This window comes from Gangjinia marincola, assembly GCF_039523415.1.
GTDB lineage: Bacteria > Bacteroidota > Bacteroidia > Flavobacteriales > Flavobacteriaceae > Gangjinia > Gangjinia marincola.
Genome location: NZ_BAAAFG010000015.1, coordinates 459,747 through 478,309, shown reverse-complemented (window position 1 = coordinate 478,309; position 18,563 = coordinate 459,747). Strand labels below are relative to the sequence as shown.

General features: G+C 38.6%; 19 protein-coding genes. 6 read left to right on the top strand and 13 right to left on the bottom strand.

The features are described from left to right. The first annotated feature begins 74 nt into the window (after positions 1–74). From ABD000_RS09995 to ABD000_RS09985, 3 genes are read left to right on the top strand one after another with little or no spacing between them, the layout of a single operon-like run. Positions 75–497: a hypothetical protein gene (locus tag ABD000_RS09995; protein ID WP_343766775.1), complete on the top strand. Its 423-nt coding sequence runs from the start codon at positions 75–77 to the stop codon at positions 495–497. 16 nt (positions 498–513) lie between these two features. Further along, positions 514–1,062 (top strand): RNA polymerase sigma factor, encoded by a 549-nt coding sequence (locus ABD000_RS09990; protein ID WP_343766773.1) that lies wholly within the window; start codon positions 514–516, stop codon positions 1,060–1,062. Further along, positions 1,062–2,519: a hypothetical protein gene (locus tag ABD000_RS09985; RefSeq protein ID WP_343766769.1), complete on the top strand. Its 1,458-nt coding sequence runs from the start codon at positions 1,062–1,064 to the stop codon at positions 2,517–2,519. The genes ABD000_RS09990 and ABD000_RS09985 overlap by 1 nt, the downstream gene beginning before the upstream one ends. Before the next feature lie 92 nt (positions 2,520–2,611). Here ABD000_RS09985 and ABD000_RS09980 read toward each other — a convergent pair whose 3' ends face one another. After that, a complete protein-coding gene (locus ABD000_RS09980; RefSeq protein WP_343766767.1) occupies positions 2,612–3,352 on the bottom strand; it encodes a lysophospholipid acyltransferase family protein in 741 nt (246 codons plus the stop codon). Positions 3,353–3,522: 170 nt separating this feature from the next. Here ABD000_RS09980 and trpS point away from each other — a divergent pair, with 170 nt between their 5' ends. Next, the gene (gene trpS / locus ABD000_RS09975; protein WP_343766760.1) at positions 3,523–4,494 is read left to right on the top strand and encodes a tryptophan--tRNA ligase; all 972 of its coding nucleotides are present in this window, start codon (positions 3,523–3,525) and stop codon (positions 4,492–4,494) included. Here the strand turns inward: trpS and ABD000_RS09970 are convergent, their stop codons facing one another. Both ABD000_RS09970 and dprA read right to left on the bottom strand, forming a co-directional pair. Continuing rightward, positions 4,495–5,220, bottom strand: a complete 726-nt coding sequence (locus ABD000_RS09970; RefSeq protein ID WP_343766756.1) for a hypothetical protein — start codon at positions 5,218–5,220, stop codon at positions 4,495–4,497. It lies immediately after the preceding gene. A gap of 2 nt (positions 5,221–5,222) precedes the next feature. Further along, positions 5,223–6,317, bottom strand: coding sequence for a DNA-processing protein DprA (gene dprA, locus ABD000_RS09965; RefSeq protein WP_343766753.1), 1,095 nt, complete (start codon positions 6,315–6,317; stop codon positions 5,223–5,225). Positions 6,318–6,393: 76 nt separating this feature from the next. On the opposite strand from dprA, the gene ABD000_RS09960 reads away from it, so the two are divergent. Together ABD000_RS09960 and ABD000_RS09955 are read left to right on the top strand one after the other, a co-directional pair. Further along, positions 6,394–7,440 carry an HU domain-containing protein gene (locus tag ABD000_RS09960; RefSeq protein WP_343766751.1) on the top strand — a complete coding sequence of 349 codons (1,047 nt, stop codon included), beginning with the start codon at positions 6,394–6,396 and terminating at the stop codon, positions 7,438–7,440. Positions 7,441–7,513: 73 nt separating this feature from the next. Beyond that, the gene (locus tag ABD000_RS09955; protein WP_343766748.1) at positions 7,514–8,026 is read left to right on the top strand and encodes an acyl-CoA thioesterase; all 513 of its coding nucleotides are present in this window, start codon (positions 7,514–7,516) and stop codon (positions 8,024–8,026) included. Between the two features lie 6 nt (positions 8,027–8,032). Here ABD000_RS09955 and ABD000_RS09950 read toward each other — a convergent pair whose 3' ends face one another. From ABD000_RS09950 to atpH, 10 genes are all read right to left on the bottom strand, one after another. Continuing rightward, positions 8,033–9,241: a murein hydrolase activator EnvC family protein gene (locus ABD000_RS09950; protein WP_343766744.1), complete on the bottom strand. Its 1,209-nt coding sequence runs from the start codon at positions 9,239–9,241 to the stop codon at positions 8,033–8,035. Further along, the gene (gene lolB1 / locus ABD000_RS09945; protein ID WP_343766741.1) at positions 9,241–10,065 is read right to left on the bottom strand and encodes a lipoprotein insertase outer membrane protein LolB1; all 825 of its coding nucleotides are present in this window, start codon (positions 10,063–10,065) and stop codon (positions 9,241–9,243) included. Before lolB1 ends, ABD000_RS09950 begins: the two co-directional genes overlap by 1 nt. After that, a complete protein-coding gene (locus ABD000_RS09940; protein ID WP_343766738.1) occupies positions 10,066–11,439 on the bottom strand; it encodes a tetratricopeptide repeat protein in 1,374 nt (457 codons plus the stop codon). Between the two features lie 8 nt (positions 11,440–11,447). After that, the gene (locus ABD000_RS09935) at positions 11,448–12,467 is read right to left on the bottom strand and encodes a sugar phosphate nucleotidyltransferase (protein WP_343766736.1); all 1,020 of its coding nucleotides are present in this window, start codon (positions 12,465–12,467) and stop codon (positions 11,448–11,450) included. A 138-nt stretch (positions 12,468–12,605) separates the two neighbouring features. Further along, positions 12,606–13,040 (bottom strand): dUTP diphosphatase, encoded by a 435-nt coding sequence (gene dut, locus ABD000_RS09930; protein WP_343766734.1) that lies wholly within the window; start codon positions 13,038–13,040, stop codon positions 12,606–12,608. A gap of 21 nt (positions 13,041–13,061) precedes the next feature. Then, complete coding sequence (locus ABD000_RS09925) at positions 13,062–14,528, bottom strand: oligosaccharide flippase family protein (protein WP_343766732.1); 1,467 nt, start codon at positions 14,526–14,528, stop codon at positions 13,062–13,064. An 85-nt stretch (positions 14,529–14,613) separates the two neighbouring features. After that, positions 14,614–15,141, bottom strand: coding sequence for a hypothetical protein (locus tag ABD000_RS09920; RefSeq protein WP_343766730.1), 528 nt, complete (start codon positions 15,139–15,141; stop codon positions 14,614–14,616). 296 nt (positions 15,142–15,437) lie between these two features. Beyond that, positions 15,438–16,298: an ATP synthase F1 subunit gamma gene (gene atpG / locus ABD000_RS09915; RefSeq protein ID WP_343766727.1), complete on the bottom strand. Its 861-nt coding sequence runs from the start codon at positions 16,296–16,298 to the stop codon at positions 15,438–15,440. 105 nt (positions 16,299–16,403) lie between these two features. Further along, a complete protein-coding gene (gene atpA / locus ABD000_RS09910; RefSeq protein ID WP_343766725.1) occupies positions 16,404–17,978 on the bottom strand; it encodes a F0F1 ATP synthase subunit alpha in 1,575 nt (524 codons plus the stop codon). Positions 17,979–18,009: 31 nt separating this feature from the next. Next, positions 18,010–18,561, bottom strand: a complete 552-nt coding sequence (gene atpH, locus ABD000_RS09905; protein WP_343766722.1) for an ATP synthase F1 subunit delta — start codon at positions 18,559–18,561, stop codon at positions 18,010–18,012. Positions 18,562–18,563: the final 2 nt, after the last annotated feature.

Sequence of the window (18,563 nt, the reverse complement as noted above, 5' to 3'; positions counted from 1 at the left end):
TTTTCAGGATTTTTTAAGTTTATACGCAACCATTCCATTTAAACTGCATCTATAAAATATTAAATGCAATTGTGATGAATTGGAAAAACGTTGTAGCGATACTATTTATGGTGTTTGTCGCCAGCTGTAGTTTAGACGATGGTGATGATTTCGTTTTCGATGTGGCCCCTACTATATCAGTAGATCTGCCTGATAGTTTGCAAAAAGGTCAAACGTATCAGTTCAAAGTCATCTATGAGCGTGAATCCACCTGCCAGGCAGGTTATGGATTTAATTATAGCACAGACGGCAATGAGCGGTTTATTAGTGTTCTAACTCAAACACAGGTAGGAGCAACGAATTGTGTTGAAAATGATACGCTCACTGGAATTATTTCGTTAAATTTTATTGTTGACGGGACTATTGATGATTTTTACGTCTTTAACTTTTGGCAAGGAGAAGATGAGGATGGTGAGCAAGAATACCTAAGTATAGAAGTGCCCGTGAAGACTGATTAATTTAATTCAAACCTCATTGAGTTTAAAACAGCTCATAAAAGCATGCGAAAAGAAAGATGTTAAAGCGCAAGAGCAGCTATACCATCTGTATGCTGGAAAATTGTTTTCGGTTTGTCTTAAATATTCCTCCAATTATCAAGAGGCTCAGGATAATTTACAAGACGCTTTTATAAAAGTTTTTAATAAAGTTGAACAATTTAAGCACAAAGGCTCTTTTGAAGGTTGGATCAAACGCATAGCGATTAATACATGTTTACAACGTTATAGAAATCAAACGCTATTTGAATTAGTTAATGAAGAAGCTATTGCAGAAGTACAAGAGGTTGAAATTGGAGAGGATGAGTTAGACCTTTCTGATTTACTAAGCTTAATCCAGGAATTACCAGATCGCTATAGAATGGTATTTAACCTGTATGTTTTAGATGGATATTCCCATAAAGAAATTGCCGATATGTTAACCATAACGGTGGGAACGTCAAAATCTAATCTTTCAAGAGCAAGATTAATATTAAAAGAAAATATCGTATTGCTTCAAAAAAAAAGTGAAGCAAAGTCCATATCATAATGAGTAGTAAAAAACATATCGATCGCGTATTTCAAGAAGCCTTTAAAGAGTTTGAGGAAACTCCACCGGCGTCTAACTGGAATGCGATTTCTAATCGCCTGCATCACAAGAAGAAACGTAGAGTCTTGGCATTACCTCTTTGGTATAAGCTGGGCGGTGCAGCTGCTGTACTGGCTCTATTGACTTGGAGTGTACTATCTTATTTCTATCAAGAATCACCTACGAATCAGATTGTAGATGAAAAAAAGGTAACGCCATTTCCATCTAATAAGGAAGAGATTTTTTCTGTTTCGCCTAAAGATTCAGAAACAGAAGCCACTAGCAAAGAGGCATCCTCATCGGCAATCACCACTAGTGCAGTAGAAAAAGATAAATTTTTAAATGACAATAACACATCTCTTGGAAAAAAGAGTATTATCAGTTCATCTTATACCAAAGTAACTAAAGCGTCTCAAAAAGAAGCTTCAAATGTTGCTTCATCTACGCAAGAGAATACGTCTTCTCAAGCTATCGACACTCAGCAGAATTCACAAAAATATACTAGAGAAAATTCTTTTTCTGTTCCTTTGGAAAAAAACGAACAAGAGCAGGCAACTTCAATACGTATTGCACAAGCTGAAATGAATACTAAAAAGGATGAAAATTCCAATACAGCTTCCTCAGAAAAAATCTCGCTCATAGAAGAAGCTCAAAAAATAGCCGAAGCCGAAGAAATCGTTGCGCTTTCTAATACTTCTACCAAACGCTGGGAAGTTAAACCCATGGCCGCTCCTGTATTTTATGGTGGTGTTGGTGATGGCAATGCAATAGATACACGTTTTAGCGATAACAGTACAAGCAGTGATATAACACTGGCTTACGGTGTAAATATTGGTTACGCCATTAATGACAAGCTTCAAGTTCGTACAGGAGTCAATCAAGTTTCTCTAAGTTATAACACTCAGGATATTTCATTCAATCCCTCTGTAGGTGCAGTTTCATTAGATAATGTAACGAATGTAAATGCGGCGAGAAACATAGAAATTCACGATGGAATTCCATCTACTCCTAACGCAATGGCGTTTGGCGAGATTCAAAATAGAGTGATAGAACCTATTCCGGGATCTATTAATCAAACCTTAGGTTACATTGAAGTTCCAGTTGAACTTTCGTATAAATTAATTGATCGTAAAGTTGGTGTAAATCTTATTGGTGGTGGGAGTACATTATTTTTAAACGATAATGCCATTGGCATTGATAGTGAATTTGGAAGAACAACAATTGGGGAAGCTAACAATCTAAATGAAGTAAGTTTTTCTACCAACGTTGGACTAGGATTGGATTACGAATTAATGAAGAATTTTAAACTGAATCTTGAACCTGTTTTCAAGTATCAGATCAATGCATATAGCGAGAATCCCGGAAACTTTAGACCCTACTTTTTTGGAGTCTATAGTGGATTTAGCTTTAAATTTTAGTTTTAGGTTAGTTTTAGTTGGTTAGGTTAGTTATTGCGAAAGCAATGATGGAGGATGCCGCCCCCAATAAATGGGGGGCGGTTTTCTTTTTTCTAAAACTGTTGAGTAATTAATTCCCGTTCAATAATATCAAACGCCTTTTGTCGTAATTCTTTTTTATCCTGTTGACTCATGTTATGGGTCTCTATAAACGACTTTATTTTACCCCTGAGTGTTCCCGGTTTACCACTAATAAAAGTGTACGAAAAATGCTTCTTATTATCATAAAATACCATAGGAACAACAGGAATTTGATGATCAATCGCCAATCTAAAAGCACCGTCTCTAAAGGTGTCCAGAACAATCGTCTCATCATCTGGAACGCCACCTTCAGGAAAAATACAAATACTTATCCCCTGATTTAATCGTCTTTGAGCTTGTTCAAAAACAGCTTGTTTACTTTTTGCATTCGTACGATCAACCAGAATACAGGTTCGCTTGTAAAAAAAACCGAAAATAGGAAATTTGGCAAGCTCCTGTTTTCCTACAAATACAAAAGGCTCTTTAATAATGTAAAGCATCATCATGATATCTATCATAGACGTGTGATTGGCAATTAACATATAGCTTTTTCCCGTTATCAAATCTTCTTCTTTTTTAATTTTAAGCCTAAAGCCCATACTAAACAAAATCACCTTTGCCCAGATACGTGCTATCTTAAAAAAATAAGGATACCAGGTTTCTTTCAACACCAAAATGATTAACAATGGGGAGAAAAGAACAATCACAATTGTTAAGACAATATAAAACCATATACGCCAAAGAATGATTGCGATATTTTTAATCCACTGCATGTTGTATAATTGAAAATAGAGTCACCGCAAAAGAACGAAAAAAAATTACCTTTGTCCCTCATGTGGGCATAGTAAAAAGATCTCTCTGAGTAATGAGAGATTATATTAAGCCTGCTAAATGTAAAAGGTAATACTAGTTTAAAAAGGTTTTCGCCTTCGCGGAAAATATTATGGCACGAATACTTACAGGAGTTCAAAGTACCGGCACACCTCATTTAGGAAATATATTAGGTGCAATACTCCCGGCTATTGAAATGGCAAAAAATGCCGAAAATGAGTCTTTTCTATTTATTGCAGATATGCACTCATTGACGCAGATCAAAGATGCAAAAACATTACGAGAGAATACACTGGCAACAGCTGCCACTTGGCTTGCCTGTGGTCTAGATGTTGAAAAAACTGTCTTTTATCGGCAGAGCGATATTCCTCAAGTGACAGAACTTGCCTGGTACCTCAACTGTTTCTTTCCTTATCAGCGCCTTATGCTAGCGCATTCCTTTAAAGATAAAGCAGATCGATTAGAAGATGTTAATGCAGGTCTTTTTACCTATCCTATGCTTATGGCTGCAGATATATTGTTATACGATGCAGAGTTTGTTCCCGTAGGGAAAGACCAATTACAACACATTGAAATGACGCGTGATGTAGCCGCTAGGTTTCATGCGGCTATGAATACTGAAATATTTGTTCTACCAGAACATATAACACAAGAAGAAACCATGTATGTCCCAGGTACAGATGGGGCGAAAATGAGTAAATCCAAGGGAAATATTATCAATATCTTTTTACCCGAAAAAAAACTGCGCAAGCAAATTATGGGAATTAAGACAGACAGTACACCAATAGAAGATCCTAAAGATCCAGATACCTGTGCGGTGTTTGCTCTATATAAGCTTATGGCCTCTCCGGAAGCTGTTCAATCCATGCGTGCTAATTATGAAGGCGGAAATTATGGTTACGGTCACGCTAAACAAGCGCTGTTTGAAGAACTACTGAGCTCCTTTAAAACCACTCGTGAAAGGTTTGACTATTATATGGAAAACCCTTCTCAAGTCGAAAAGGCGCTTGCCATTGGTGCTACTAAAGCCTCAAAAACAGCAGATGCTGTATTAGATCGTGTACGTAAGGTTTTAGGATACTAATTATAAAATTTCGTCGTGTAATTGATATTTTGTGGGCGTTAAGTAGTACTTATATAGTATAAAGACCCCTATCACGGGGAAAATATGCTCTAGGGTAGCAACGATGACCATTTCACTCACCTCTTGATTTTCTACCACGTAAATGAATGCCTGTGCAAATTCTGATAACAACAATATAAGTACGGCAATAAACATCCATAGTGTTTTTTGAGAGGTAAGCGCAATAAAATTAGCAAATGCAAAAAAGCTGATGAGTATAATCATAAACAGATAAGCAATGACAATAATGTTTTGAATACTATTTAATTCTTTGTCGCCCACATAAAAAAGAATACCGCCTGCAACAAATAAAAGCATAAAGAATATTCCGTAAACAGTAAGCTCATTGCCTTTTAAAAAGCTCTTTTTAAACCTTCGTATATTTTCTAAGAGGATCATTACATAGCCAATGAAATAGATGATTGCTCCTATAACAATAATATCGTATTTTTTAGGAGGTTCTCTTAATAGATAGATAGTATATAATAGTAATCCTACAGTAAAACATCCAAGGGTATAGGCTAACCACCTGGAGTTTGGACGTTGCAAAGAAACGAAAGCAACTGTAAGTAATAATGTAATTACACAACGCGTCAAATAGGTGTACTCCAGGTTAGACGTAAAGGCAAAATAACTAAGGGTAAGAAGTAATAAGGTAAAAAATGCTTTAAGAATGTTTAAAATCATATTTAAATTAATTCAAATAATTTTCCCGGTAAAGGCCTTACCAATCCGTTTAGTTCCATGTTGAGTAAAATCGACGCTATCTTATAACCGGCTATATCGGTATTTAAGGCTATTTGATCCAGATGCAACTTCCCTTCTTTTAATACTCCATAAACTGCTTTTTCTTCGGCATCCAGTTCTACAAAGAGGCTTTTTTGTACTGCAGGCTTCTCATCAAGTTGCCATCCTAACATATAAACTAAATCTGCTGCACTGGTTAGCAAATGAGCCTTCTGTTGTTTAATTAAATTATTACATCCTTTACTTTGCGAATCTGATGTTCTTCCGGGAACAGCAAAAACGTCTCTGTTGTACGAATTCGCTATTTCTGCAGTGACTAATGAGCCTCCTTTTTCGGCACTCTCAATCACTATCGTTGCTTGCGAAATACCTGCAATGATACGGTTTCTTTTTAAAAAGTTATTACGCTCAAACTCATCAGAGCTCCAAAAATCAGTGTAAAAACCACCGTTTTCTTCTACTTGTATGGTGTATTTTTGATGTGTCTTAGGATAAATTTGATTAAGCCCATGAGCAAGACAGCCTATTGTTTGTAAATTGTTCTTGATTGCGGCTTTATGTGCTGTGATGTCTACACCATACGCAAATCCCGAAACAATAATTGGATTAACAGGACCAAGTTCTTCCATCAATCGATTACAAAAGTCAATACCGTGTGATGTTACTTTTCTTGTTCCTACCACACTAATCACCTTTGAATTGTTCAAATTGATATTACCTCTACTAAAAAGCAACAATGGTCCATCAAGGCAATGTTTTAAGTTCTCAGGATAAGTGCTATCCATAAAGTAGGAAACATCAACTGTGTGCTCTTTGATATAGGATAATTCTGCGGTCGCAGCATTGCGATGAACAGGATCAAACAAATCCTTTATACGTGCCTCACCTATTCCATCAATTCTCAATAGATTTGACTTCTTTTCCTTGAAAATTCCTTCGGCAGAACCTACATGGTGTAATAATTTTTTTGCTGAAGCGTCTCCTATATTGGGAACATGTTGTAAGGCTAATAGGTAAAGTAACTCAGAATCATTCATTCACAAGATGATAATATTAAGCAATGTCGGAAAAAAGATTTGTTAATAAAATATAGGCCAATAGATTTTTTCCCCTGTGAAAAATTTTAATTTTGAATATATGCGTTTGGATACTCACATCTCTGATTTATTATATCGCTTTGACTGCGTAATTTTACCAGAATTTGGTGCTTTTTTAGGTCAACGCCAATCTGCACGTGTGCATCACATTACCCGGGCATTCTATCCGCCAAGAAAGCAGTTGTCTTTTAACAGTCAATTGACTACAAATGATGGCATCCTTGCAAATTATGTCGCTACTGCAGAAGGAATTAGTTATGAAAATGCTGTGATTAAAATCCAGCAGTATGTGCGCTTTCTCAGGGCTACGCTTCAGGAGCAAAAAAAACTAATCATTGATCAGATTGGTTCTTTTTCGTTAACCGAAGATCAAACACTACAGTTTCAGCCGTCGTATCATTTAAATTATTTAACAGAAAGCTTCGGGATGCAGACCTTCACTTCAGAAGCAATTAACAGAGCAATTCTAGAAGAAAAGGTTATTGCGTTACAGCCTGAAGAAAATACAGTTCCAATCGCTTCAGCATCGCAACCAGAGCCTACGCCAAATATTGTTGCAGCTGAGTCTCCTACAGTCATTACGCTGGAGCAAGAAGAAAGCAACCCTCGTCGTAAAAAACCGTATTGGCGGTATGCAGCCGTAGGTTTACTGGCTATTGGAGTTGCAGGTTATTCTGGGCTTAGATCGTATAGTAATGCTGTTCATTCTCATAATCTTGCTGCCCAACAGCAAGCTGAACAGCAATTAGAACAAGAAATTCAAGAAGCTACTTTCTTTGTTTCTTCGCCTTTACCCAATGTGAGTTTTGTGCTTACTAAAGAATCTTTTAAGTATCATGTTATTGCTGGGGCATTTAGAGTAGAAGCAAATGCACAAAAGAAAGTTGATCAACTTAACGCTAATGGTTATGAAAACGCCAGACTTGTAGGCGTAAACTCTTACGGACTGCATCAAGTGGCGTATCAAAGCTTTAATGACCGATCTGATGCAGTGAATGAATACCTACGCATAAAACGCGAAGAGGACACCAGCGCATGGCTGCTGACTAAAGAAACGGACTAAGCTTTTTGGAATAGTTTATCATCCTTAAGCATCCCACACAAACTGTATTTGATATCTTTGTCCAAAATTTTCTATGGACGCAAAATCTCCTTCTCAATCCTGTACCACGCTTACAGATTTAGTACTCCCCAGTGAAACCAATCCTCTTAATAACCTTTTTGGAGGGGAGCTTTTAGCCCGTATGGATCGTGCTGCCAGTATCGCTGCGCGTCGTCATAGTCGTAGAATTGTGGTCACGGCATCTGTTAACCATGTAGCTTTTAACCGCTCTATTGCATTAGGAAGTGTCGTAACTATAGAAGCAAAGGTGAGCAGGGCATTTAGTACTTCTATGGAGGTGTTTATCGATGTGTGGATAGAAGATCGTGAAAGTGGTGCGCGTAGTAAGGCCAACGAAGCTATCTACACGTTTGTAGCGGTAGATGATATGGGCTTGCCTGTAAAAGTACCTGCTATCTCACCAGAATCTAAACTGGAAAAAGACCGTTATGACGGAGCTTTACGAAGAAAACAGTTAAGTCTAGTTCTAGCTGGTAAGATGAAGCCCAGCGAAGCAACTGAGTTAAAAGCAATTTTTGAAGAGTAATATTCTCTACATCTTGTAAATCCAATGCGCCGGATTTAGTTTTTGCGTATTCCTATAAATATAGAAGTTTACCGTTGCTTTACCGGTAGACACACTTAGTCCTACTTGCCCTAAAGGCTGTTTTAGCGTGACTACATCCCCTTTTTTAACAAATACCTTGGACAAATTATTATACACGGTAAGGTAATCTCCATGGCGTACAAAAACCGCTTTATTTGAGCCTTTAACTTGTTGTACCTCACTCACCGTGCCACCAAAAACAGCTCTCACTTCTTCGTTTACTTTTGTATCAATACGCACGCCATTACTATTGATGGTGGCCGTTTTGACAATAGGATGAGGTTGTTTGCCAAAACGCATTGAGACTCGCCCACTGGCGACCGGCCAAGGGAGTTTACCTTTGTTGCTGGCAAATTCTTCGGCCAGGGCTTTGGCTTCAGGACTCAGCGCAAATTTTTCGCTTTTAGTAGTTCCCTTGGCTTTATTTGCTCTGGCGATTGCCTCCCATATCAAGCGATCAATTTCTGCATCAATCTTATCAATCTCTTGCTGTTTTTGTTTGATTTCGGCAGCATAAACCTGTTCTTTTTCCTGTATCCCTTTAACTAATACTTCCTGTTCAGCTTTTGCTTTACCCAAATCTGCTTGTACCTTTTTATTATCGGCCAACAACTGCTGCTTTTCCTTTTTTTGATTTTCTAAATCCTCAATCAACAGCACCAATGTATTGGTTTGACGTTTGATTTCTTGTCCTTGCTCTTTTTGATACTCGGCATACTGCTGCATGTATTTGAGCCGTTTATAGGCCTGCAAAAAATCTGCTGAAGACAGCAAAAACATGATCCTGCTTTTTTGAGAGTTACTGCGCCTTGATTTAACGATCATGGCAGCGTAATCCTTTTTGGTTCGCTCCAATTGAACTTTGAGGGTATCTATTTCTGTATTAGTTTGATCGATTTCTTTAGTGAGTAAATTTGCTTCCTGATTGGTGACTCTGATCAAATCCTCTGTGATCTTAATACGATCATTTAGGTCTTCTACCTGTGCCAATACAGATTGTTTCTCTTTTTTCACAAAAGAGCTGAGTTCATTAAGTTTAATAATTTCTGCCTTAAGCGCTTCTCTCCTTTTCTCAAGGGTCGCTTTGGTTTGTGCTGAAGCGATTTGGCTTGCGCCGAAAAAAACAATTAGGTATAAATACAGGAATACTCTCATTATTCTACCGTAATTTCTTCATAGCCAGAAGGGATTGAAAAAGGAAAACTCATAGGATCATTTAGCTCAATTCCTCTAAACTCTACTTTTATCTGGCTGGTTTCGTCTTTTTGACGGGCTAAAATTTCTACGTTCTGTGGATAAAGTTTGTCGCCTATACGTTGATATTCAGTATAACTTACCTCTAAATGCTCCCCAGAGTCCACTTTATCTATCTGTTGAAAAGCTGTCTTTAAAGTCGACGGCTGCAATAGGAAAAGCTTACGCAGATTTCCCAGCTCTTTCTTTGGAGTGAGTTGTATAAAATTATCTTTAAACGTTACCTCAACCTTTTTAGGAGTTACCTCATCCATGACTTGTCCCAACAATACATTTTGAAGCTGATTAAAGGTTAATGGTGTTCCTAAAAACTTGCTTATGATGTCAAAATCACCATCAAAATAGGTGCCGCCGATCTTTTCGTAATACTGCACCTTATCTGGTGTGATCATTGCCTTTGCAACTGTAATTAATCCGGCAAATTTTGCACTCATCCAAATGGTTTTGTCTTTTTCCATTCTAAGAGAGATGGTGACAGACTGTGATTTTTTTGCGTCACTGTAATTAATCCGCAATCTGCTTTGAAGCGTTTTAAAGCTTGGCGCCGCCGTGTTGTGTTGTCTAATAATTTCTACGGCAGATGTGGATGTTCCATCTGCGCTTATGATTCGCTTAGTTGATTTACATGAGGTAAGTAATAGGCCTGCTATTAGTACAGCATATAAAACTCTGATTGGTCCAATAAAAGGATTTCCTTTAATCTTATTCTGAATAGAACTTCTCATTTACTCATTGCTGTTTTGCACATTCTTAGCTTTTTCTCTGTATTCTTTTGCTTTAACTTCATCTCCTTTTCCTGCGTACGCCATTGAGAAAGCCTCAAAAAATGACGCCGATAAAGCGGTATTCCCGGCCACAAAATCAAGTCCCATCATTAACAGATCAATGGCTTCATCATACTCTTGTAATCCGTTAAGTGCTTTTGCCTGCAATACATATAATTTCGCCTGGGTTGGATATAGCGCCAGCGTATTTTCAGTAAGTTCTTGAGCCTCTTTAAATCGTTTTGCCTTTAATTGTAAGTCCGCTGTTTTTTTAATGAGAGAAAGATTAGTCGTCTCTTGTTTTACAGCGCTTTCATAAAAGCCTAATGCCTTTATGGTGTCATTTTTAGTGAGATAAAATTCCCCTAACATGCGATCCATACCTTCTCCTGATCCTGAGGTAACGAACTCCTCCAAAATAGTTTTAAGGTCTGGTTCTACCTCTGGGTGTGTTTCGGCGTAGGTAATGAGAGCGTTAAGCGCATCAAATTTTGTAGTAGGGTCAATTTCATTGCTGCTGATTACCGCTTTAATTGAATAAACCGCTTTTGAAGTCTGCTTGCTGGCAATGTAATCTTTGTATAGTACAACCTGTACATTGGGATCTTGTGGACGTACGACTTCCAGTTTTCGCATCATTTCTTTGACCTTATCGGGCATATCAGCCGTCTTATACGCCTCAATAAGTTCGATGTAATAGGTGTTATTTTCAGGATCAGTAGCGATTCGCTTTTCTAGGTTTGCTATTTTACCTAAAATGTTTCCGCTTTGCGCATAAATACGAGTGCGTAAAGAATCTCTATATAGACTCTGTCCTTGTGCTACATCAATTTTATCTAAGGCAAGCAAAGCCTTGTCATACTCGCGGGTAAGCATGTACAGATTGGCTAATTTTTCTTGATATTTCATGTCAAAGCCCAGCAGTTGATGAGTCGTTTCTATAGCTTTTTCGTATTCTTTTTGAGCAAAATACACCTCGTAAAGCTGCACCAACAAATCTTCGTCTTTAGGCTTAAGTTCTAAGGCTTCCTTTACATTTTTTTCGGCTTTTACGTAGTTTTTAAGTGCAGTATGATTTTTAGCAAGTTCATAATACACCACAGCATCGAGAGGTTGAAGTTTTTGACATTTTTCTAACGCCGTAATGGCCTTTTCATAGTTCTCAATTCCTTTTTGCTTTAAGGCTTCAAAAAACAGCTCTTGAAACTCGTCACTTACATCTCCTAAATCATCTACATTCACATCTGCTCCAGGCCGAATTTCATCCTGAGCGAACCCAACCGCAGTCCAATAAAGCAGCGTAATGATCAAGGTTATTTTATGTAAATGATTCATGTGACTTCTTATTCTAATACGCTGTAATCGCCTATACTTATTGTCTTAAAGTTGCCATCATAGGTGGCGTGATTACCTATCATCGCGTTTTCTAACTGGGCATTTTTAATGCTTGTATTGGTTTGAATCAAGCTGCTTTTAATGACAGAATCCTCCACCACGCAATGATCACCTATCGACACATGTGGTCCCAGCGTGACGTTCTTTAAAACCACATGTTCTCCGACAAAACAGGGCGGAATGATAGATGCATTTTCCAGTTTAGCAGAAGATGCTACCAGCTGTTCTTCTTTGTCTTCATGTAAAAAGTTCAGCATCCTGCTGTTGGTCTCCACCGTAACGTTCTTATTCCCGCAATCCATCCATTCATCTACTTTGCCTGTGACAAAAGTTTTTCCATTAGCCATCATGCGCTTGATCCCATCATTAATTTGATATTCTCCCCCATTGATAATGTTATTGTCCAATACATACTGGAGCTCTTGTTTCAAAACGCCAATATCTTTGAAATAATATATTCCAATCACAGCAAGATCAGAAACATATTCTGTTGGCTTCTCAACCAACTCTACAATCTCTTGTTTATCATTGAGTTTGACCACACCGTAGGCTTCGGGTTGATCGACTTGTTTTACCCAAATCACACTATCTGCGTTTTTATCCAAATTAAAGTCTGCTCTAATCAAGGTATCTGCATAGGCAACCACTGCAGGACCAGAAAGCGAGGATGCGGCACTCATAATCGCATGACCTGTCCCTAGAGGTTTATCCTGACGATAAATAGAGGCTTTGGCTCCTAAGCTTTCCGCTAATTCGGTAAGATTATGTACTACGTCTTCGCCAAAAAATGCGGGGTCACCTAAGATAAACGCAACCTCATCGATGGGTTCACCCAACACCTTTGCAATGTCGCTTACCAAGCGATGTACAATAGGCTTGCCTGCCACAGGGATGAGTGGTTTAGGTACGGTTAACGTATGCGGTCGTAATCGTGAGCCTCTTCCGGCCATGGGTACAATAATCTTCATAATGTTCCTCTCCCTAGCCCTCTCCAAAAGAGAGGGAATCTATACGGGTAATTTTTAATTAAACCTTGTTTTTTCGCTTGCGCGGAAAACTTTTATTTATCGTATTTATCTTTAAGGTTTTTGAAACCTTGAAGAACTTTATTTTACTCCTGTACTGCCGAAACCTCCACTCCCGCGGGTGGTTTCGTCCAATACTTCTACTTCTTCCCACTTAGGTTGTTCGTGTTTCGCAATGACTAATTGAGCTATGCGCTCCCCATCCTGCACGACAAATTCTTCTTGAGACAAATTAATCAAGATGACTCCAATCTCTCCTCTATAATCTGCGTCAATCGTACCGGGTGCGTTGAGCACAGTAATTCCTTTTTTTGCCGCCAGACCACTGCGGGGTCGTACTTGTGCCTCTACGCCTTGTGGTAGTGCAATAAACAAGCCGGTTTTTACTATTGCCCTTTCTAAGGGTTTTAATGTAATTGACTCTGCAATACTGGCTCTAACATCCATGCCCGCAGAACCTGCAGTTTCGTATGCCGGTAGTTCGTGTGAGGATTGATTTATAATGCATATGTTCATATGTTGAACTTTTAGTTGTTGCTAAGTTGATTTACTTTCGGCAAAAATACGTTTTAATTGCTTTTGTTCTTGCCAATACACTAGTCCAATAAACAAGACTAATAAGCCAATCCCTACGGCTAAGTTTTGGCGAAAGCCATAAAATGATATTGCTGAAAATAAGGTCGCGGTTAAAACATAGCCTAAAATCTTTTTGAGGTTGTAGGGAACTTTGTAATACTTTCTTCCGAAACTATAGGATAACACCATCATGGTCGCGTATGCCATCAAGGTCGCTACCGCCGAAGCCATGTAGCCGTATAGCGGAATAAAAATTATATTTATAGCAATGGTTATAACTGCTCCAACCACCGAAATATATGCGCCGAATTTGGTACGGTCTGTAATTTTATACCAAACCGAAAGATTGTGGTAAAGTCCTAAGCATAAGTTTGCCAAGAGAATAATAGGAACGATTTCTATTCCTTCCCAGTAACTCGAATCTGGAATAAGGAGTCGTTTAATATTATCCTGAAAAGCTATGACTGCTAATAGAATAATACTGCCAAATATGCTAAAGTATAGAGTGATTTGGGCGTAAGTGTTCTGGGCATTTTTTGCAGAAGCGTGATTAAAAAAGAATGGCTCAATTCCCAACCTAAAAGCAGTACCAAAAAGTGCCATAAAAACGCCTATTTTATAGCAAGCGCTATAAATACCTGTTTGACTATCAGCAATATCATCTGGCAGAAGGTATCTCAATAATATTTTATCTAAGGCTTCATTGATGGTAAATGCTAAACCTGCAACAAGTACGGGGAGGGCATATTTCATCATCCCTTTCCAAATAGTTGCATCAAACCCAAACCGAATTTTAGCATATAAAGGCGAAAGTAATCCTAAAGTAATGGCACTTGCGATGAGATTTGCGATAAATATATAAGCGATTTGATGGTTTGGAACATAAATCGTTCGCCATATGCCCGTCTCTAAGGCTAATTTTGGTAGCCATACCAAGAAAAAGATATTGAGTAGCAGGTTGATGAGCACATTGATGATTTTGATGGTCGCATACCTCAGCGGACGCTCATTAGCTCTATACCACACAAAGGGTAATACGGCTAATGCATCAAGACCTAAAATTAAAAGCCCATAGGTGATAAAATCTGTTCTGTAGTCCAGCAGGTTTGCTAATGAATCTCTGCAGAGGATTGCTACGCCAATAAAAATTAGTGTTGATATGGTTAGTGAAGTGAGTGTAGTGGATTGAATCGCTGCTTTTTGGTCTTTATGTTTGTTAACAAACCTAAAAAAGGCAGTTTCCATCCCGTAAGAAAGCAATACGTTACCAAGAATAAGATATCCCATCAAGGAAGCGTAGACACCATATTCATTATTTTTTAAAACGCTGGTGAATAAGGGTACGAGAATAAAGCCTATTGCTCTGGGCAGTACCGTGGCTAATCCATAGATAAATGTTTGCTGAAAAAGCTTTTTAAAGACGCTCAATTGCGAAAATTTAAGTCATAAAAATACGCAAATTGAAGCCGTCTTGAGAATAATTTAAACTGAAGAATCAAGAGAATATGAACAGCTATTGTTTGCTGTCGTTACCGCCATTGGGTGCTATCATGGGCATATCCATGTTTGGCATTTTTTTGATCTTGTCAAGCTTGATGTAATGCATTTTTTGGTCTACCTTATAACTTACTACAGCTTCACTTTTAGTCAGGTCAAAGGGAAAATCTTCGTTCTTTTGGGGCACCTCATTCTGAGCTTCTTTAGCAGGATCAATGTCCATAATCATATCGGCCTGATCCTTACCTATAGGATTTTTATCTGTTCTAAATCGGCCTACATAAAGTCCGGGTTCTCTGGTGTCTTGTTGTAAAACGACCATTTGATTTTGAAAATACACTCCGTGTAATTTTAAGTTGTCTTTCTCACTGGATGCAGGAATAAATAAATTAATCCCTGATCCTCCACCCTGGATACCGGCTGTCCACTCGTGATAGTACGCTTCACCAAATTGAAAGGGAGATTTGTCTTGAGCAACGAATTTGTTTTGCGTCGCGCATCCTGCAGAAAATATAGTTACCAAAGTCAAAAGAAGTACTCTCATCATAGTTGTTTTAAATTCCTTTATAAGCACCAGCTAAGTCAAGAAATCTATTTAGGTTAAAAGTATGAACAAAGTTAGTGCCAACAAAACGATTTACTACAAGTTAGCTGATGCACCAAAATAAGAAATCCCTTGTGAGTTATCACAAGGGATTTAATGTTATTGAACGATTTAACTTCTTAATGAAGTTTAAGAAGATTCCCGCTTTGCTCCTCCGCTGAAGCTTCGGTGACATGCGGACGCGGAATGCGTTTAATTATTCAGAGCTTCCGCTTTTTGGAACATTTGGCTTGCGCCTAATTATTCAGAGCCTCTGCTCCTCCAACAATTTCAAGAATCTCATTGGTGATGGATGCCTGTCTTGCTTTGTTGTAGGTGAGTTTAAGTTGGTCTCTTAACTCGGTAGCATTATCTGTTGCTTTGTGCATGGCCGTCATACGTGCCCCATGCTCTGCCGCTACAGAATCTCTTAAAGCTTTGTACAATTGCATTTTAAGCGCCTTGGGAATTAATCCCTGTACGATCTCTTCTTGCTCTGGCTCAAAAATATACTCTTGTACTTTGGTTTCTTCAGCTTCTTCGGTTACTAAGGGTAAATATTGCTCTGTAGTAACGATTTGCGTTGCAGCATTTTTAAACTTATTATAAATCAATACTACTTTGTCGTAAGTACCTTCCGCGAAAGCGGTCATCACTTCTTCGCTAATCGTCTCAGAATTTTCAAAGGACATATCATCAAAAATTGCTGTGATATTTTTATAAATTTTAAACTCCTTTGAAAGAATATCATTTGCCTTTTTACCAATAGTCAAAAGCTGCATGTTCTTGCCTGCAAATTCATTTGTCGCCAAAGCTTTTACGCCTTTGACAATATTTGAATTAAAGGCTCCGGCTAAGCCTCTATTAGAAGAGACTGCAATAATAAGTACGTTATTCACATCACGCTTTTCTGAATAAACGCTTGCGCTATCTCCTTCAAGACTTGCACTTAAGGATTGTAATAACTCGGTCAACTTAGTCGCGTAGGGACGCATTTTTGTAATAGCGTCTTGTGCCTTGTTCAGCTTTGCCGCAGATACCATTTTCATGGCACTGGTGATCTGCATCGTTGAACTAATCGACGTGATTCTACCGCGTAATTCTTTTAAGTTTGCCATTCTTCCTATCCTAAATCCTTTCCTAAGGAAAGGACTTTTTTAGTTATACTTTATCAAACCGTTCCTCCTTGTTTTCCTTCCCTTTGGGAAGGTTAGGATGGGATATTAATACTTAGAAGATAAATCCTTAGCTACTGCTGTAAGGGTGTCAATCACCTCATCGGTTAATTTACCTGCTTTCAACGTATCTAACGTATCCCTGTGCTTTGCATCTAAAAACTCAAGGTATTCTGCCTCAAATTCTTTTACCTTCTCTACCGGCACGTCTCTAAGCAAGTTTTTTGAACCTGCATAAATAATTGCAATTTGATTTTCTACCGGATATGGATCATTTTGTGCTTGCTTAAGGATCTCTACGTTACGCTTACCTTTTTCAATCACATTAAGCGTAGCTGCATCAAGATCAGATCCAAACTTAGCAAAAGCCTCTAATTCTCTAAACTGTGCCTGATCCAGTTTTAAGGTTCCGGCAACTTTCTTCATGGATTTAATCTGCGCAGATCCCCCAACACGTGATACCGAAATACCTACGTTAATCGCCGGGCGAACACCTGAATTAAATAAATCTGATGTCAAGAAAATCTGACCATCTGTAATCGAAATTACGTTTGTAGGGATATAGGCAGATACATCTCCTGCTTGAGTTTCAATCAATGGCAATGCCGTTAATGAACCTCCTCCTTTTACCTTATCCTTAAGTGAATCTGGTAAGTCATTCATGTTTTTTGCGATCGTATCATCATCAATCACCTTAGCCGCACGCTCTAACAAACGTGAGTGAAGGTAAAATACATCTCCAGGATACGCTTCACGTCCCGGTGGACGACGTAGTAAAAGAGATACCTCACGATACGCTACCGCTTGCTTAGATAAATCATCATAAATAATTAATGCAGGGCGACCTGTATCTCTAAAGTACTCCCCGATTGCGGCTCCACCAAATGGTGCATAAACCTGCATTGGTGCAGGATCTGATGCATTTGCTGCTACTATAGTCGTATAGGCAAGCGCTCCTTTATCTTCTAACACTTTAGCAATCCCGGCAACAGTAGATGCTTTTTGACCAATTGCTACGTAAATACAATATACCGGCTCACCAGCGTCATAAAATTCTTTTTGATTAAGAATGGTATCAATACAAACGGTTGTTTTACCTGTTTGACGGTCACCAATCACCAACTCACGTTGTCCTCTACCAATCGGTACCATCGCATCAATTGCTTTAATCCCAGTTTGTAATGGCTCAGTTACCGGCTGACGAAAAACTACTCCAGGAGCCTTACGCTCAAGAGGCATTTCAAAGGTTTCGCCTTCAATAGGACCTTTACCATCGATAGGATTTCCTAAGGTATCTACTACACGGCCTACGATTCCTTCACCCACATTAATCGAAGCAATACGCTGTGTACGTTTTACCGTATCTCCCTCCTTAAGCATGCTGGAAGGACCTAAAAGTACCACACCTACATTATCCTCTTCAAGGTTAAGTACGATCCCTTCAAGACCGGCCTCAAACTCTACCAATTCACCGTATTGTGCGTTACCCAAACCGTACACACGTGCAATACCATCACCTACTTCTAGGATGGTACCCACTTCATCAAGTGAAGCTTTTGCTTCAAAACCTGAAAGTTGCTCTTTTAATATTGCTGAAACTTCAGCTGGATTTACTTCTGCCATTGTTGTAAGCGTTTAGTAATAGTATTCTATATTATAATTTAGACACGTACGCGTCTGTTGTTAACTCTCGTTTTAGTGCACTTAGCTTCCCTGCTATGCTCGCATTATATTGAAGATCACCTACTCGTAGAACAAAACCACCGAGAATGCTTTCATCAATTGTGTTTTTTATACTAGCTTCATGGCCTGTAAGTTCTTTAACCTTAGCCACGATCTTTTTCTCCATATCCTTAGTCAAAGGTACAGCCGTGGTGACTGTTGCAACCTGGCTGTTATTCAATTTATCATAAAGCTGAATATACTTCGCAGCGATATCATCCAGAATCTCAACACGCTTATTCTCGATAAGCACATCAAATAGATTCATGGTTTCTGCAGAAGCATTTTTAAACACACTTCTAAGTACGTTTCGCTTGATATCTGACGCAATCACAGCACCCATTAATACCCCTGAAAGTTCTCCATTTAAGGCTAATGTATCTTTGATTTGCTGCATATCTACATATACCTTTTTAGCACTTCCTTTTTCCTGTGCCAGTTCCAGTAATGCTCTCGCGTAACGTATGGATGCTCTACTCGTCATTG

Coding starts and splice junctions, on each gene's coding strand:
- ABD000_RS09995 (WP_343766775.1), top strand. CDS start 75: ATGAATTGGAAAAACGTTGTAGCGATACTATTTATGGTGTTTGTCGCC.
- ABD000_RS09985 (WP_343766769.1), top strand. CDS start 1,062: ATGAGTAGTAAAAAACATATCGATCGCGTATTTCAAGAAGCCTTTAAA.
- ABD000_RS09980 (WP_343766767.1), bottom strand. CDS start 3,352: ATGCAGTGGATTAAAAATATCGCAATCATTCTTTGGCGTATATGGTTT.
- trpS (WP_343766760.1), top strand. CDS start 3,523: ATGGCACGAATACTTACAGGAGTTCAAAGTACCGGCACACCTCATTTA.
- ABD000_RS09970 (WP_343766756.1), bottom strand. CDS start 5,220: ATGATTTTAAACATTCTTAAAGCATTTTTTACCTTATTACTTCTTACC.
- dprA (WP_343766753.1), bottom strand. CDS start 6,317: ATGAATGATTCTGAGTTACTTTACCTATTAGCCTTACAACATGTTCCC.
- ABD000_RS09955 (WP_343766748.1), top strand. CDS start 7,514: ATGGACGCAAAATCTCCTTCTCAATCCTGTACCACGCTTACAGATTTA.
- ABD000_RS09950 (WP_343766744.1), bottom strand. CDS start 9,241: ATGAGAGTATTCCTGTATTTATACCTAATTGTTTTTTTCGGCGCAAGC.
- lolB1 (WP_343766741.1), bottom strand. CDS start 10,065: ATGAGAAGTTCTATTCAGAATAAGATTAAAGGAAATCCTTTTATTGGA.
- ABD000_RS09940 (WP_343766738.1), bottom strand. CDS start 11,439: ATGAATCATTTACATAAAATAACCTTGATCATTACGCTGCTTTATTGG.
- ABD000_RS09935 (WP_343766736.1), bottom strand. CDS start 12,467: ATGAAGATTATTGTACCCATGGCCGGAAGAGGCTCACGATTACGACCG.
- dut (WP_343766734.1), bottom strand. CDS start 13,040: ATGAACATATGCATTATAAATCAATCCTCACACGAACTACCGGCATAC.
- ABD000_RS09920 (WP_343766730.1), bottom strand. CDS start 15,141: ATGAGAGTACTTCTTTTGACTTTGGTAACTATATTTTCTGCAGGATGC.
- atpG (WP_343766727.1), bottom strand. CDS start 16,298: ATGGCAAACTTAAAAGAATTACGCGGTAGAATCACGTCGATTAGTTCA.
- atpA (WP_343766725.1), bottom strand. CDS start 17,978: ATGGCAGAAGTAAATCCAGCTGAAGTTTCAGCAATATTAAAAGAGCAA.
- atpH (WP_343766722.1), bottom strand. CDS start 18,561: ATGACGAGTAGAGCATCCATACGTTACGCGAGAGCATTACTGGAACTG.